The organism is Arthrobacter sp. GQ119 (genome assembly GCF_059759125.1).
The window spans coordinates 16,671-32,522 of record NZ_JCAXEA010000014.1; the positions used below are offsets into that span (position 1 = coordinate 16,671).

General features: G+C 65.2%; 13 protein-coding genes and 1 pseudogene. 4 read left to right on the plus strand and 10 right to left on the minus strand.

Annotated elements, in window-relative coordinates; translation table 11 throughout:
• Positions 1-71: 71 nt before the first annotated feature.
• Positions 72-506 carry a pyridoxamine 5'-phosphate oxidase family protein gene (locus AC6CH3_RS13805; RefSeq protein WP_498132989.1) on the plus strand — a complete coding sequence of 145 codons (435 nt, stop codon included), beginning with the start codon at positions 72-74 and terminating at the stop codon, positions 504-506.
• Between the two features lie 43 nt (positions 507-549).
• Complete coding sequence (locus AC6CH3_RS13810; protein ID WP_498132990.1) at positions 550-975, plus strand: very short patch repair endonuclease; 426 nt, start codon at positions 550-552, stop codon at positions 973-975.
• 19 nt (positions 976-994) lie between these two features.
• Here AC6CH3_RS13810 and AC6CH3_RS13815 read toward each other — a convergent pair whose 3' ends face one another.
• Entirely contained in the window at positions 995-1,750 is a 756-nt protein-coding gene (locus tag AC6CH3_RS13815) for a response regulator transcription factor (protein ID WP_498132991.1), read from the minus strand.
• Between the two features lie 100 nt (positions 1,751-1,850).
• Here AC6CH3_RS13815 and AC6CH3_RS13820 point away from each other — a divergent pair, with 100 nt between their 5' ends.
• Positions 1,851-3,512, plus strand: a complete 1,662-nt coding sequence (locus AC6CH3_RS13820) for an ATP-binding protein (RefSeq protein WP_498132992.1) — start codon at positions 1,851-1,853, stop codon at positions 3,510-3,512.
• 25 nt (positions 3,513-3,537) lie between these two features.
• Here the strand turns inward: AC6CH3_RS13820 and AC6CH3_RS13825 are convergent, their stop codons facing one another.
• Positions 3,538-4,071 (minus strand): TetR/AcrR family transcriptional regulator, encoded by a 534-nt coding sequence (locus AC6CH3_RS13825; RefSeq protein ID WP_498132993.1) that lies wholly within the window; start codon positions 4,069-4,071, stop codon positions 3,538-3,540.
• A 297-nt stretch (positions 4,072-4,368) separates the two neighbouring features.
• Between AC6CH3_RS13825 and AC6CH3_RS13830 the strand changes: the two genes are divergently transcribed.
• Positions 4,369-4,674, plus strand: coding sequence for a hypothetical protein (locus AC6CH3_RS13830; RefSeq protein WP_498132994.1), 306 nt, complete (start codon positions 4,369-4,371; stop codon positions 4,672-4,674).
• 8 nt (positions 4,675-4,682) lie between these two features.
• Here AC6CH3_RS13830 and AC6CH3_RS13835 read toward each other — a convergent pair whose 3' ends face one another.
• The 8 genes and pseudogenes from AC6CH3_RS13835 to speB all read right to left on the minus strand — a co-directional run bounded on the left by AC6CH3_RS13835 (position 4,683) and on the right by speB (position 15,848).
• Entirely contained in the window at positions 4,683-5,948 is a 1,266-nt protein-coding gene (locus AC6CH3_RS13835) for a 5-methylcytosine restriction system specificity protein McrC (RefSeq protein ID WP_498132995.1), read from the minus strand.
• Positions 5,935-8,166, minus strand: coding sequence for an McrB family protein (locus AC6CH3_RS13840; RefSeq protein WP_498132996.1), 2,232 nt, complete (start codon positions 8,164-8,166; stop codon positions 5,935-5,937). The genes AC6CH3_RS13835 and AC6CH3_RS13840 overlap by 14 nt, the downstream gene beginning before the upstream one ends.
• A 53-nt stretch (positions 8,167-8,219) precedes the next feature.
• Positions 8,220-8,462 carry a hypothetical protein gene (locus tag AC6CH3_RS13845; protein ID WP_498132997.1) on the minus strand — a complete coding sequence of 81 codons (243 nt, stop codon included), beginning with the start codon at positions 8,460-8,462 and terminating at the stop codon, positions 8,220-8,222.
• A gap of 69 nt (positions 8,463-8,531) precedes the next feature.
• The gene (locus tag AC6CH3_RS13850) at positions 8,532-8,957 is read right to left on the minus strand and encodes an acyl-CoA thioesterase (RefSeq protein WP_498132998.1); all 426 of its coding nucleotides are present in this window, start codon (positions 8,955-8,957) and stop codon (positions 8,532-8,534) included.
• A 56-nt stretch (positions 8,958-9,013) separates the two neighbouring features.
• Positions 9,014-10,984 carry an ABC transporter ATP-binding protein gene (locus AC6CH3_RS13855; RefSeq protein WP_498133096.1) on the minus strand — a complete coding sequence of 657 codons (1,971 nt, stop codon included), beginning with the start codon at positions 10,982-10,984 and terminating at the stop codon, positions 9,014-9,016.
• Positions 10,985-11,088: 104 nt separating this feature from the next.
• Positions 11,089-12,821, minus strand: a pseudogene (locus AC6CH3_RS13860) (ABC transporter ATP-binding protein).
• 295 nt (positions 12,822-13,116) lie between these two features.
• Complete coding sequence (locus AC6CH3_RS13865) at positions 13,117-14,784, minus strand: thiamine pyrophosphate-binding protein (protein WP_498132999.1); 1,668 nt, start codon at positions 14,782-14,784, stop codon at positions 13,117-13,119.
• The gene (gene speB / locus AC6CH3_RS13870; RefSeq protein ID WP_498133000.1) at positions 14,781-15,848 is read right to left on the minus strand and encodes an agmatinase; all 1,068 of its coding nucleotides are present in this window, start codon (positions 15,846-15,848) and stop codon (positions 14,781-14,783) included. The genes AC6CH3_RS13865 and speB overlap by 4 nt, the downstream gene beginning before the upstream one ends.
• Between the last annotated feature and the right edge of the window lie 4 nt (positions 15,849-15,852).

A 15,852-nucleotide genomic window follows, 5' to 3' on the forward strand; every position in this document is an offset into this window, starting at 1 on the left:
TTTACGGGAACTGCTGGGAAAATTGCCGCGCACCCCTATCACTTTTCTACCTCGCGTAGAATGATGGAGCCATGATGTTCAATCACGCAGACGGCGACCCCATCCTCATCCTCGACGACGCACAGTGCTGGCAGCTTCTGGAGGGCACCAACCACGGCAGGCTCGTTGTCACCGTGGCCGGAGAGCCGGACATCTTCCCCGTCAACTACGTGACCAGCCGCCGCAAGCTCTACTTTCGCACGGCCCCCGGCAACAAGCTGGCCGAGCTGACCATCAACGACCGCGTGCTTTTCGAAACGGACGGCATCCTGTCGGACCAGGCATGGTCGGTCGTCCTCCGCGGTACTGCCCGGGTCTTGGACAAGGCGGCCGAGATTGCCGAAGCCGAGGCGCTCGGGCTGGCTTCCTGGGTGCCGACCCTGAAGGATTTTTACGTCGAGATCGAGCCCGGATCCGTCAGCGGCAGGCACTTCGACTTCGGCGCGCAGCCGGAACTCAACGCCTAACAGCACCACATCCCGCCGTCTGCTGGCCGCCTAGACTTGAATCATGGCGGACCGGCTGACACCTGAGCAGCGCAGCTGGAACATGTCCCGGATCAGGGGAAAGAACACCAAACCCGAGTTGCTGGTGCGCAGCCTCCTGCATGCCAAGGGCTACCGGTACCGGCTACACGGCGTCTCCCGCGGCACCAAGCTGCCTGGAAATCCCGACCTCGTGTTCTCGGGCCGCAGGAAGGTCATCTTCATCAACGGCTGCTTCTGGCATTTCCACGATTGCCGGGTGGGCCAGCACGCACCCAAGGCCAACGCTGAGTTCTGGGAAACAAAACGAACCAGGACCAGAAACCGCGACGCCGACCAGCGCCGGCAACTCGAAAGCGCGGGCTGGGAAGTCCTCACGCTATGGGAGTGCGAACTAAAGGACCGGCCCGCCTTGGAGGAGCAGCTGGAGCGGTTCCTCACCGCCCGCTGAGAGCCGGCTCGGTGCAGTCTCAGCCCTGCTCAGGCGCCAGCCTGTACCCGACGCCGCGGACGGTCTGAAGCCACCGCGGATTTTGGGCGGAATCACCGAGTTTCTTGCGCAGGTTGCCCATGTGCACCTCGACGGCCCGCTCGTCGGCCTCACTGATGTAACTCCCGACGTCGTATGGTTCGTCCCGTAGGCGGCGCACCAGATCGGACTTGGTGCGGACCATGCGGTTCGCCTCCAGAAGCGCGTGCAGCAGGTCGAACTCGGTTCGGGTCAGGCTGAGTTCCTGACCGTCCACGGACACGGTCCGGGTCTCATAGCTCAAATCCAGCCCGTTGTGGCGGTAGCCCTTCGCGTCGCCAGCCCCGGCGGAAGGTGCGCCTGAGTCATCGGCAAGATCCGACGTCGACCGCGGCCGCCGCATCATGGCGGCAACGCGGGCGCGCAGCTCCCTGGGCCGGAAGGGCTTCGTCAAGTAGTCGTCGGCCCCTGACTCCAGGCCGATCAGGGTATCCAGCTCCTCCGCCCGGGCCGTCAGCATCACGATGTACGCGTCCGAAAACTGGCGGATCTGCCGGGCCACTTCAAAGCCGTCGATGTCCGGCAGGCCAAGGTCCAAAGTGATGACCGCCGGATCAAGGTTTTTGGCTGCGAGAACACCTTCCGCCCCGCTGGACGCAGCCGTGACCTCAAAGCCTGCCTGCGTCAAAACAACCCGCACCAGCTCTCGAATGTCGTGGTCGTCCTCGATAACCAAGCCAACGCGTGTGTCGCCCATCGCAGCCCCCTCAGCCCGCTACTTCCCGTCTGAAGTATAGCCCCCGCCGGTTATCCTGCTTCTATGCGTTTACCTGCCAAGTCCTTCCTGACCAGCACGAATGAATAAGCAAGCCTGGAACATCGCCTCGGGCAGGATGCCGCTCTTCCGGCGCCCCTTCCACGAGTATTCCTTGCGGGGCCGCGTGACGCTCAGCCAGATGCCGCTGTCCGTCACAGTCGGTTTCACAGCCGTCCTCGTTCTGGCCTTCTTCCCGCAGACGCTGACGAATCCGCTTTTCATCAGCTTCCTGGTGTCGCAGGTCATCATCCTGATTCTCTGTTATGCCGTTCCCTGGGACCGCCTGCCGTACCCCAGTTTCCTGGTCATTCCCCTGCTGGACCTGGTTTCGATCGCGCTCGGCAGGGAAGGCGGCCAGGACAGCCTGACGGGAATCAGCCTGATGGCGGTATTTCCCGTGATCTGGCTATGCGCTTCCGGCGTATTTCCCAGGACGGCTGTAGCCCTTTCCTTTTTCGGGCCGCTAGCGATCATTTGGCTCCCGCTTCTGATCAAGGGGGACGTGTCCGGACAGGACCTGACCCGCTCCCTTCTGCTTCCGATCATGGTGCTGGGGATCGGCGTTTCGGTGACCGTGATGACTCTCAGCATGGTCCGGCAGCAACGCGACCTGGAGGACAAGGACGCCCAGCTGCAGGGCGTGCTGGACGGCAGCAAACGCCACGAGAGGCTGCTCAATACCGTGCTCGATACCGTGCACCTGGGCGTGCTCGCTGTAGACGCAGGTGGGAACGACATCCTGATGAACCGGAAGCAACGGGCCCACCATCAGCTGGCGTCTCCACCGGACAACGCAGATCCGAATGAATCGCAACTGCTGGTCTTCGCGCAGGACCGGACCACCCCCGTTCCCGTGGAGGAGCGGCCGGTTCGCCGTGCCGTGCTTGGTGAGAAATTCACCGACTATCTCGTCTGGCTGGGGACTGGCGAGGAGCAGCGTGCCATCACAACGAGTGCAAGGCCCATGACGGACCAGGACGGCAACTTTGCAGGTTCCGTCATCGTGTTCAGTGACGTAACTGAACTGGTTGATGCCCTTGCGGCCAAGGACGATTTCATCTCCAACGTCTCGCACGAATTCCGCACGCCCCTGACGTCCATCCTCGGTTACGTGGAGCTGCTGCTCGACGACGACGACATGACCGACTATCAACGTGGCCCGCTGGAAATCATCCAGCGCAATTCGGAACGCCTGCTTACCCTCGTTTCAGACCTCCTGTCGAGCAGACGCGGACAGCTGATTATCAGTCCTCACGCAGTGGACGTGGCTGAGCTGGTCCGCGCGAGCATTAGCGCGGCCCGGCCCCGGGCTGCGGAATCCGGCATCCGTCTCCGGTTCGATGCCCCCGAGCAGCTGGAGGCGCACGTCGACTCCGCGCGGATCTCACAGGTCCTGGACAACCTCGTCTCCAATGCCATCAAATACTCCCCCGACGGCGGCGAAGTGACCGTCTCCCTGCGGTCCGAGGACAAACACGTGCTGTGCAGCGTCAGCGACAACGGAATGGGAATGAGCGAACAGGACCAGAAGGAAGCCTTCGCCAAGTTCTTCCGCTCGGAGGCCGTTCGAAACTCCGCCATCCCCGGCGTCGGGCTGGGGCTCTCCATCAGCAAGGCCATCGTGGAAGCCCACGGCGGCACCGTTTCGCTGCGCAGTGCAAAAGGGCACGGGACCACGTTCACGTTTGCGCTCCCGGCCTGACGCCTGGCCCGAACGCTATGCCGTCTCAGGTGCGGTGGTGCTCGATGAGCCAGCCGGCGAGCTGGCGGGCACGCCTGGCCGCCTCCACATCACCTTCAGCAGCGGAAATGATGGACCCCTTCATCAGGATGTGCCATGACCTGGAGAAATCTTCGGTCCGCTCCAGGCCGGCCTCGTCCGCGAGTTGCTTCACATGACCGCGGATCTTGGCGAGGTAGTCGATACTCGCCCGGCCCAAGGGATGCGAGGAGCCCATCTCGAGAAGCACGTTGATGAAGGAGCAGGCTTCAAAATCGGTGCGGTGGAACCAATCGGCGAACACGTCGAAGATGGCCAACAGCTGCTCTTCCGGGGTGCGTGCCCGGCGTCGCGCCTCCCCCACAATCGCACTGACGGTCCATACGCGGTCGCGCTGCTCGAGGAAGGCGAGCACCACCTGGTCCTTGGAGGCGAAATGACGGTAGAAGGTCGCTTTCGCGACGCCCGAGCGGCTGATGAGTTCGTTGATGCCCACGTCCCGCACACCGCGGCGCGTGAAGAGATCATAGGCCGCATTCACGATCCGTTCCCGGATGCCCGCCGCCGCGCCTCCAGGCAGGGCCTCCGTCTCCGGGCCAGACTGCAACCCGCCGGAGGGAAAAATCCCGGCGCTCGGTAAAGCAGATCTGGATGAACCGTCCATTTGTTAACATCGTAACCCCCGCGCAAGACAGACCTGTCTGTCTTGCGCTAGAGTTTGTACAATGTTCAATTCGCTGGGGTGGCGGACCCGACCCCCGCGTTGGCACACTGGAGACATCAAGGGCCCAAAGCATCACTCCACTTGCTGTCTGAACCGAGGGAACCGGAGAGTGACATGTCGCAGAAACTGATGCCGACAGGACCCCGCGCCTACTCCGAACGGCTCGTCGCCTGGCCGGAAGTCAACCAGCCCACCAAGGACCCGGAACTGGGGCCAATGCGGCGGCAGGTTATGGCGATCATCTCCTCGATCCTCGATGATCCGTGCCCGGAAGGTGCTGAGATCAGAACCCGGCTGAGTGGTCTTCTTGCCCAATATCGCGGCTGCCCGGAGAAGGCCCTCCTCGCTCACCTGCGCTCCATGTACGGCGACCTGGATGATCCTGCTGCGGACGAGGACAGGGAAACAGAAACCGTCTAGGCGCGCTCTTAGCGGCCGGACCTGGCCTGACGCACCACTTCTCCCCAGGACTGCCCGGCCAGATCCGAGACGGCGGCCAGAATGTCCGCCGGAGGCTGGGAAAGGTCCAGCGGAAACTCCACGATGTCGATGTCCGTGTTGAGGATGCGCCTCAGCTTCACTTCGCCGGCTCCGGCATAGACCAGCCAGGCCGTGGGCACCTGCAGCGCGGTGCAATAGGCCAGCATCTGGAAATGGTCCCCGGTCAGCGACGCCCCGCGATCCGCGCGTGCCCTGTATTTGGCGTCGTAGACCACCACCGGTCGTCCCCCGAGCAGGTGCACGGCGTCGGGCCGGACGGTCAGCCGGTCCGAGTCGCGGACAGCTTCGTTGAGCATGGCGTTGAACTGCAGCCGCATTTCACCGGGAAAGCCCTTCATGGCGTGGCGGAGGGCCTTGCCCACGAAATCCTCGAAAACCCGGTCCATGTCCACCACGAATGACGCAGTCTGCTGCGGTCCCTCGCCCGCCTCGGCCGAGGCGTTGCGCAGGATTACCTCGGACAGCCGGAGCGCAGCGTGATACCGGACATTCATCCGGCTGGCCCGCCATGGCGGCAGGGGGGCGCCGGACTGCAGCCGGGTGGCGGCGTCGAGCTTTCCTTTGAGCTGGCGCAGCCGGCTCAGCACTTCGGGCCGGACGCCGGGTACGCGGGACATGCGCTCAAGGGCGGCACGCAGGATCCGGTTCTCAGCGATGTCTTCAGTGAACTCGTCGTAGGACACCTCGAGCGGAACCAGCATCCCGGGCCGGCGCGATATCTGGTCGGAGATCCGGATCCGGCCCTTGACCGTCCGCAGCGACTCGTCAACGGTGAGGTAGCCCTGAAGCACGCCGCGCTGCAGGGCCCGTTCGGCGAGCTGCGCGAGGGACGCCGCCAGCGCGCTCCACAGCTCGGTGTCCTCGGTGGCGGCAACAGGATCGTCGCGGAACCCCTGGTCGCCTGCATAGCTCAGCAGGAACAGCAGCCGGTTCAGCCCCAGCCGGTCCTTCGGCCGGACGTCGAGCTGCACGTGGGATGTCCGCACGGAGCCCACCTTGCCCACCGGTTCGATCCGGTACATGCCCATCCCCATGGGTGAGGCCTTCGCGAGCCCGCTGGAGTTGATGAACGCAGCGCTGCCCGGATCCAGTTTCTCCACCACTCCGCGGGACAGCTCGTCCAGCACGACGTGACGAAAGCGCGGCGAGGCGCCAACGCGCGCGGGCCCGGCGGCCACGCTAGCGAGCCGCAAGGCGTCCCATCAGCTGCTCCAGCCCGAAGCGTTCCTCCAGCTGCGCCCGGGTCAGTTGCCCATGATAGTGCTCCTCGAGCAGCGGCATGAGCTCGTACTTCCAGATCCGGCGCAGCCCCGAGGGACTCTGCGCGGCTTTCTTCATGAAGTAGGAGGGGCCGATCATGAGGTCGCGGTCCCACTCGTCGATGGAGTCATTGAGAGCATCCAGCAGCAATGCGGGCGTGGTGTCCAGCTGCCGCGCCTCAAGGAAGCGGAGCAGGGACCCTTTCACCGGTTCGGTCTTCGGGTGCAGTTCGATGAAGGCAAAGCGGCGCCGGATTGCGGCATCCATCATGGCGATGGAGCGGTCCGCGGTGTTCATGGTGCCGATGATGTAGAGGTTGTCCGGGAGCGTGAACGGCTCGTTGGGGCTGTACTGCAGATAGATGCGGTCGTCGCGGTACTCCAGCAGGAAGTACAGTTCGCCGAAGACCTTGGCCAGGTTGGCGCGGTTCATCTCGTCGATGATCAGGAAATACGGCTTTGACTCGTTGCCCGGCTTGGCGGCCTCTTCGGCGAGCCGGCGGAGCGGCCCTGCCACAAGTTTGAAGGACACCTGGCCCTCGTCCGTCTTGTCCGGCCGGTAGCCCTCGAAGAAGTCCTCATACGCGTACGAGGGGTGGAACTGCACCAGCTTCACCCGCTCGTCCGTGCTGTCCTGCGCGAGCTCGGCCGCGAGGTGCTTGGCGAGGTACGTCTTGCCGGTACCCGGCGGGCCGTACAGCACCAGCTGCCGGTTCTCCTCCAGCAGGTCGGCAATCTCCTGGAGCGGTTCCAGATCCATGTGCAGCGAGGCCGCGAAGTCGGGCGTCAGCGGGCGGAACCCTTCCTGGACGGGAACGGCGACGGCGGCGGGTTCCGCACCGCCGTCGGGCTCTGCTTCCGCTTCAGCGGGCAGAAGCGCCTGCAGCGCCTGCACCACCCGCGTGACGTCGACGATGATCCCCGGAGTGGCGAGCTGGCGCTGCACGTGCCGCGGCAGTTCGGTCATCGCGTGGGCATCGTCAAACCAGCGGACCTTCCGGTGCATCCGGCGGTTGTCGCCGTTGTGGTCGGGCTCCCCCAGGACGACGCCGATCCGGACCGACCCCGAGTTGTGGCACAGGGCCAGGTCCCCCGGCTTCATGACGGTCAGGAAGGCGAAAACCGCCGTCTTCGTGTCTTCCCGCTCCACGTAGCCGAGGTGCTTGTAATCCTCGTCCACCGCATGCTGGACCAGTCCGGCGGTCACGCCGGCGTCCAGCAGGCGGAGATGTTCGACGTCGAGCGTCACCTTCTCTTCCTCCTGCCAGGCGGCGAGCAGCTCGGCGTTGTCGTGATGGGTGCGCAGCAGCCAGGCGCGGCGTCCCGGGTCCCCGACCTTGCGCCACTGGCTCACGAGGTGGCGGGAGTACCAGTCGATGCGCTGTCCTGCCTGCTCATCAAGGTGCAGGCGGATCCGCCGGATGTCGGCGGTGATTTCTTCATCGGTGTCGCCCTTGGCCCCGCCCACCAGGGAGGCGAAGGCATCGCGGATTTCCCGGCGTTCGACGTCGGCCACGACCGGTTCGAAGAAGCTGGGCCAGGCGAGGTACTCGATGCTGCGCCGGATCGCCGGCTGGTCGTCCGGCGTGCCCGCGGCGAGCAGATGGAAGGCCAGCGGGTCCTTGAGCGCCTTGTTGATGGCGGCCGTGGACTGCTGGTCAACATGGTGCACGAACCGGCAGAGCCACTTGAGGTGGTCCCAGATGGTCCAGTTGAATTCGGCGGTGCGGTCCCGGATGACGCCGTGGTCGGTCATGCCTTTGTACAGCGCCTCGGGAAGCTCAAGGGGCGGTTCAATCCACGACGCCGCCTCGGTCACGCGGGCCCGCTTGACCTTCAGCGACTTCACCTCATGGGCCAGCGGCAGCGACTGCAGGAAGAGCAGCTCAACGGCGAGCTGCTTCGCCGGACGGGAGGCGTCCGCGAGGTTGGTCCGCAGGTTGGTCATCATAGGGGCCTTGGCGTCGGCCACTCCCCGGTCCAGCCGCTCCAGCAGCTCCCCGGCCGCCTCTGAGGTCCAGGTCTGGGTGCGCCCGTCCAGCGCCGATGGCTTGCCCTGAAGCCCCGCACCGAGCACGAACCAGGCCGCCTCTTCGATCTCCTTGGAAACTCCGAGGGCACGGTGCAGGGCAGGCTTAGGGGCGGGGGTCATGCGTTCAAATTTACAGGCTTAACCTGAACGCCAGCACCACGGCCCCGGAGAAGCTACTTCCCGGTAGGCCGCGGCAGCCGCTTCCGGCCGAACGCAAAGTAGCTGCCTGGACCGATGAAATTGACCAGCGTGGCAAGCCGCCAGAACTTCTTGGAGCCGCGGATCTGCTCCGCCGGACGGCGGGAAATGTCCCGCTGGGCGGCCGCGAGAAAGGCCAGCTGCGCGGCGCCAATGATCACCGTTCCGATGCGCGCTGCCGGGGGCATGTCCTTCCAGGATTTCTTCTTCTTTTTCACTGCGGCTCCTTGTGTTGGTAACAGGCTCGCCGATGAGCTGTGGGCCGGGGGCTGTGAGCTGTGGGCCGGTCAGGGCTTGTGGTCGGTGAAGGGCTCCAGTCGCTCTTTCTGTTCCGGGGTCAGCCTCAGCACCCGTCCTGTGGCTTCGTCGACAAAGGCGAGATGGCTCGACGCCTTCACACAATCCTCGCGAGTAACCGGATCCTGCACAAGGTAATGGATGTCGAAACTGGCGCCCTTCACGGCGCCGACCCAGACCTGCACCACCGCCGGGACGTTCCGGTACTCCAGGGTCTTCACGTACCGTATGCGGTGGTCCACCACGAGGGCCATGACGCCGTCGGCGAGGTCGTTGAAGAGCGCGACGTGCGGTTCCACGCCGGGCAGCCCGGCGCCGCGCGGCGGCCCGAACGCGGCAATGCGCGCTTCCTCCAGCATGCGGACAATCTGCACATTGTTGATGTGGCCGTAGGCGTCCATGTCGCCCCAGCGCATCGGCACGAGCACCTCGATGCGCCGGGGGTCCGGGTGGCCTGCGGCGCTCCGCCCGCTCAGCTGTGCACCGCCGTCGAATCGTCCACGGGTGTTTCCTCCACGTCAGCGCCGGCGAACTGGGACATGTACAGACGGTAGTACACACCCTCTGCCTCGAGGAGGGCCTGATGGTTGCCCTGTTCCACGATCTTGCCGTTCTTCATCACCAGGATGGTGTCGGCGTCGCGGATGGTGGAGAGGCGGTGGGCGATGACAAAGCTGGTCCGGTCTGTGCGCAGCGCTGCCATGGCCTTCTGGACGAGGAGCTCGGTGCGGGTGTCCACGGAGCTCGTGGCCTCGTCCAGAATCAGCAGTGACGGGTTGGCCACGAAGGCCCGGGCGATGGTGATCAGCTGCTTTTCGCCGGCACTGACGTTGTTGCCTTCCTCGTCGATGACGGTGTCGTAGCCGTCGGGCAGCGCCCGCACGAAGCGGTCCACGAACGTGGCCTTGGCCGCCGCCATGATTTCTTCCTCCGTGGCGTCCAGCTTGCCGTACCTGATGTTGTCGTAGATGGAGCCGCCGAAGAGCCAGGCGTCCTGCAGCACCATGCCCACCTTTGAGCGGAGCTCGGCCCGGCTGAGCTGCGTCACGTCCACCCCGTCCAGCGTGATGGCACCCGAGTTGAGCTCGTAGAAGCGCATGACGAGGTTCACCAGGGTGGTCTTGCCGGCGCCGGTGGGGCCGACGATCGCCACGGTGTGCCCGGGCTCCGCGGTGAACGACAGGTTCTCGATGAGCGGCTTGTCCTCCGTGTAGCTGAAGGTGACGTCGCGGAATTCCACGTGGCCGTCGGTCTTGGCCGGCAGGTGCCTGGTGGCGGTTTCGGCGTCCTGCTCGTCCGCGTCCAGGAACTCGAACACACGCTCGGCAGACGCCACCCCGGACTGCAGCATGTTGGCCATGCCCGCCATCTGGCCCAGCGGCTGGGTGAACTCGCGTGAGTACTGGATGAATGCCGTGGCGTCACCCAGACTCATGCTGCCGGACGCCACGCGCAGCCCGCCGACCACGGCGATGCCGACGTAGCTGAGGTAGGACACGAACTGCATGACCGGGAAGATGATGCCGGAGACGAACTGCGCGCCGAAGCTGGCCTTGTACAGGGCGTCGTTGCGCTCCTCGAACCGCTCCAGCATGTCCGCGTCGCGGCCGAAGACCCGCACCAGGTCGTGGCCGGAGAAGGACTCCTCGATCTGGCCGTTCAGCTGGCCGGTGTTCTTCCACTGCGCGGCGAACAGTTTCTGGCTGCGGGCGCCGATCACGCCCGCCGCTACGCCGGACAGCGGGAGGGCAATCAGCGCAATCAGGGCCAGCTGCCACGAGACGATGAACATCATGATCACGATGCCCAGGACCGTCAGGACGGAGCTGATCAGCTGCGCGAACGCCTGCTGCAGCGCCTGTTGGACGTTGTCGACGTCGTTCGTCACGCGGGAGAGGACGTCGCCGCGCTGGCGCGTATCAAAGTAGTTCAGCGGCAGCTGGTTGAGCTTCTTTTCGGTGTCGTCGCGGAGCTGGCGGATCACCGTCATGACGATCCGGTTCAGCACATAACCCTGCAGCCACAGGAAGATGTTCGCCACGAAGTACATGAGCAGCACAGCGGAGATCAGCACCGTCAGCTTCTGGAAGTCGATGCCTGTGCCGGGAACCAGTTCCATCCGGGAGATCATGTCCGCGAAGTTATCCTGGCCCTGCGCCCGCAGGCCGTCGACGAACTGCTCCTTGCTGACTCCGGCCGGGAGCTGCTTGCCTACGACGCCTCCGAAGATGACGTCCATGGCCTGGCCGAGCACCTTGGGCGCAATGACGTTGAGGACCACGGACACGATGACCATGGCCACCACGATGTAGATGCCGACAGCCTCCGGCTTGAGCAGGCCCAGGAGCCGCTTGGCGGAGGGCCAGAAGTGCTCTGGCTTCTTGGCCGGCATCGCGCCGAACATGCCGCCGTCTGCCTCGGTGGGCTTGTACTCCTCCTCCATGAAGTCGTCGTCCTCGAGTTCTGGGGCTTCCGCGGCTGCTTCCGCGGCTGCGTCGGGAAGAACGCCTTCCTCGGTATCCCCGCGCAGGGTCCTGTTGTCGGCGCTCATGCCACTTCCTCCACGCTCAGCTGGGACTCAACGATTTCCTGGTAGGTGGGCGACGTCTCCAGCAGTTCATCGTGCGTGCCGCGGTCCACGATCCGGCCGTTGTCCAGCACCAGGATCTGGTCCGCTTCCGTAATGGTGGAGATCCGCTGCGCCACGATGATCACGGTGGCGTCCGCCGTAATGTGCTTGAGGGCGGCCCGCAGCCGCGCGTCAGTAGCGACGTCCAGGGCCGAGAACGAGTCGTCAAAGAGGTAGACCTTGGGCTTCGTCACCAGGGCCCGGGCAATGCACAGGCGCTGACGCTGCCCGCCGGAGACGTTGGTGCCACCCTGGGCGATCCGGGACGCCAGCCCGTTCTTCTTCTCTTTCACGAAGCCGTCGCCCTGTGCCACATACAGGGCTTCCCACAGTTCTTCATCGATTGCCTCGGTTTGCCGAAGCGCAGGTTGTGCTCGATCGTTCCGGAGAACAGGTAGGGGCGCTGCGGCACGAGGGCCACGCGCCTGGTGATCTCGGCGCGGTCCAGCCTGCTCACGGAGACGCCGTCAAGCAGCACCTCGCCGTCGGCCACGTCATAGAGTCGGGGCAGCAGCGACAGGAGTGAGGTCTTTCCGGCACCGGTGGAGCCGATGATCGCCACCGTTTCCCCCGGGCGGGCCGTGAAGCTGATGTTGCTCAGGACGGGGGCTTCCGCGCCGGGGTAGGCGAAGGTGACGTTGCGGTATTCCACCACGCCCTCCAGCTGTGCCGGGATCTGCGGCTGCTCGGGATCGTGGATCGAGGGCTCGACGTCGAGCACCTCGCCGATGCGGTCGGCGCACACCGATGCACGCGGAATCATCATCGCCATGAACGTGCCCATCATCACGGCAATGAGGATCTGGAGCAGGTACTGCAGGAAGGCGGTCAGGGCGCCCACCTGCATGTCGCCGGAGTCCACCCGCTGGCCGCCGAACCAGAGCACGGCGGCCGTGGACAGGTGCAGGATCATGCCGATGGCCGGGAACATGAGAACGAAGAGCGCGCCGATTTTCAGGGAAACGTCCGTCAGTTCCTTGTTGGCCTCCCCGAAGCGCTCGGTCTCGTACGGCTCGCGGACAAAGGCGCGGACCACACGGATGCCGATGATCTGTTCGCGCAGCACCTCGTTTATCCGGTCGATCTTCTTCTGCATGGACCGGAAGAGCGGCATGAGACGCACAACGATGTAGCCCACCACCACAATCAGGACAGGCACCGAGACCCAGACCAGCCAGGACAGGTTAATGTCCTCGCGCAGAGCCATGACAATGCCGCCGATGCACATGATGGGCGTAGAGACCATGAAGTTCAGACCCATCAGGACCAGCATCTGCACCTGCTGGACGTCGTTGGTGCCGCGGGTGATCAGGGTGGGTGCGCCGAAGGTGTTCACGTCCTTGGCGGAGAAGCTCGTTACTTTCCGAAAGACGCCGCGGCGCAGGTCGCGTCCCATCGCCATCGCCGTCTTGGACCCGAAATACACGCCGGCGATGGCGGTGCCCACTTGGAGAAATGCCACCAGGAGCATCACGCCGCCGGTGCGCCAGATGAAGTCGGTGTCGCCGCGGGATACTCCTTCATCGATGATCTGCGCGTTGAGGCTCGGCAGGTACAGGGCGGCGATGGTGGACGCCAGTTGCAAGGCGATGACGGCCAATATGTACGGCACATACGGCTTGGCATAGCGCCGGATGAGGGTGACAAGCATGCCCACGGGTCCTTAGGAAGAGAGCGCGAATTGGTTGCGAGAAGTTGTAGCAGCCGGGGCTGACATCATTAGCCTTCCAACTGTACGAAATCCGTTGCCCAAGCGAAACATCGCCGGCGAAGATCATCCCAGCGGAGTACGCCTGCCCAACGGTTAGGCAAACCGTGAGGCAAACCGTTAAAAGCCAAGCGCGAACTGGCAGCTATTCCCCTCAAAATCGTGCTGAGAGGGCATTAGCTGCCAGTTCGCGCTGTGATGTTGCGGTTGTAGGTGGATGAGGTGGCTGGCGTGGCGGTTAGGGGTCCAGGTGGGTGGGGGCGAACATCTTGAGCAGGGTTTCGACGACGACGACGTTCGGGCCGTCCGCGGCGAACCCCGCCTTCAGCGCGTCCCCCACATTTTCCGGGGCCACCCGGGTGGCCGGCACACCGAAGGCCTCGGCGAGCTTCACGAAGTCCGGGCGCGCGAGCTCGGTGGCCGTGGCTTTGCCGAACGCGCCCACCATGTATTCGCGCAGGATGCCGTACCCGCCGTCGTCCACGATCAGCCAGGTGACCGGTACGTTGTGCTGCCTGGCGGTGGCCAGTTCGGAGATGGAGTACATGGCGGAGCCGTCTCCCGAGACCGCCAGGACACGTGCGGAGGCACCTGACTTGCCGACCGTTTCCAGGCCCACCGCTCCCCCGATGGCTGCGGGGAAGCCGTAGCCCAGGCCGCCGGCGCCCTGGGCGGAATGGAACTGGCCTTCGCGGGAGTCCCAGCAGCTCCAGCCCCAGTAGGCGGAAATGGTCATGTCCCAGAAGGTCTGCATGTCCGCGGGAACGGCCTCTCGGATATCGGCCATAAACGCCAGTTCCTTGCGGAGGTCCTGGGATTCGAGACGCGCCCGCACCTTGCCCAGCGTCTCGCGCACCAGGTCCTCCGGCGAGACCCCGTGCCAGCTGCGGCCGGTTTCGGCGGGCTCAACCACCAGGGCATCGTCCAGGGCGGCGAGCGCCTGCCCGGCGTCCGCGCGGATGCCCAGCCCGGGCCGGTTCGATTCGAGCACCCGGGGTTCGGCGTCGATCTGGATGATCCGGCCGCGCGGTTCGAACGTGAAGTAGTTGGACGTAACCTCACCGAGCGACGAGCCGATGACGATCAGCACGTCGGCATCCTCGAGGACGTCGGTCATGTGGCGGTCCTCGATCCAGGACTGCAGCGACAGCCCGTGGTTCCAGGGGAACGCGCCGTTTCCGCCGGGAGTGCAGATCACCGGGGCGCGCAGCTTCTCCGCGATGGACAGGAGCGACTTCTCGGCCCGCCCGCGGCGGGTGCCGCCGCCGGCAATGATGGCCGGACGCTCCGCGGCGGTCAGCCATTTGACGGCTTCGCGGACCAGCTCGACGCGCGGGGGGTTGTCCGCGGCTTCGGCGAGCGCGTCCTCCACCGGGGGAACCATGATGGGATCGAGCAGGACATTCTGTGGAATTTCGAGCCAGACGGGGCCCTGCGGCGAGGAGATGGCTTCGGTCCAGGCATCCTGGATGGCCGAAGGAATGCCGGAGGCATGCTGGATCAGGCGCTGGCTCTTGGTGACATTCGCGGCCGAGGCCTTCTGGTCATCGAGCTGGTGCAACATGCCCTTCCGGCGCGCCCCCAGCCCCTCCAGCGGGATCTGGCTGGCGATCACCACCATCGGCACGCCCGTGGCGTAGGCCTCCTGCAGCCCCGCGAGGGACATCAAGGCTCCCGGGCCGGTGGACAGGAACAGCACTCCCACCTCACCCGTGGCCCGCGAATAGCCGTCGGCGGCGAAGGCACTGTTGTTCTCCACGCGCGAGGACACGAAGTGCAGGTTCCCGCGGCCCATGGCGTCGAACAGGCCCAGCGCGTGCTGGCCCGGAATGCCGAAGACGGTCTTCGCGCCCAGCGCCTCGAGGGTTTCGACGACGAGATCCCCGCCGTTGCGGACGCCGGTCACCGGGAGGCCACTGGATTCGCGAAACCGGCGGGACGCCGGGATTCCTGGCCCAGCGCCTGAGAGGCGTAGCCGGTGTCGGCCCCGAAGCGGTCCCCTTCGACGGCGTTGTCGGCCATGAGGGTGACCAGTTCATAGGCGACGTGACTGGCGGCGACGCCGGTGATTTCCGCGTGGTCGTAGGCAGGGGCAACTTCGACGACGTCGGCCGCCACAAGGTTCATGCCACGGAAGCCGCGGATGATCTCGAGCAGTTCCCGGCTGGTGATGCCACCGGCTTCCGGGGTACCCGTTCCCGGAGCATGCGCGGGGTCAAGAACGTCGATGTCCACGGAGATATAGAGCGGGCGGTTGCCGATGCGGTCCCGGACCTTGGCAACGGTCTCGAGGACGCCCTGGTAGTAAACGTCTGCCGAGGTGACGATGCCGAACCCGAAGCGGTGATCGTCGTCGAGATCCTTCTTGCCGTACAGCGGGCCGCGGGTACCGATGTGGCTGATGGCCTCGGTGTCGAGGATGCCCTCCTCCACGGCCCGGCGGAAGGGCGTGCCGTGGGTGTACTCGGCGCCGAAGTAGGTGTCCCACGTGTCCAGGTGCGCATCGAAATGCAGCATGGCAATCGGGCCGCCGGCTCGCTCCGCGGCAGCGCGCAGCAGCGGCAGCGCGATGGTGTGGTCCCCGCCGAGGGTCAGCAGCTTGCTGCCGGACGCGGTCAGGTCCAGGGCGTTCTGCTGTACCGTCTCGATGGCCTCGTTGATGTTGAACGGGTTCACGGCCATGTCCCCGGCGTCCGCCACCTGGCAGTTCTCAAAGGGACTGACATCCCAGGCCGGGTTGTAGGGGCGGAGCAGACGGCTGGCCTCGCGGACGTGGTTGGCGCCGAACCGGGCGCCGGGGCGGTAGGAAACACCGGAGTCGAAGGGGACGCCGACCACGGTGATGTCCGCCTTGGCCACCTGGTCGAGGCGGGGCAGCCGGGCGTAGGTGGCGGCTCCCGCGTAGCGGGGAATTCGGGATGAATCGATGGGGCCAAGGTTGCCGTTGGCTTCGATGCGCAGCTCTTCCAAAGGA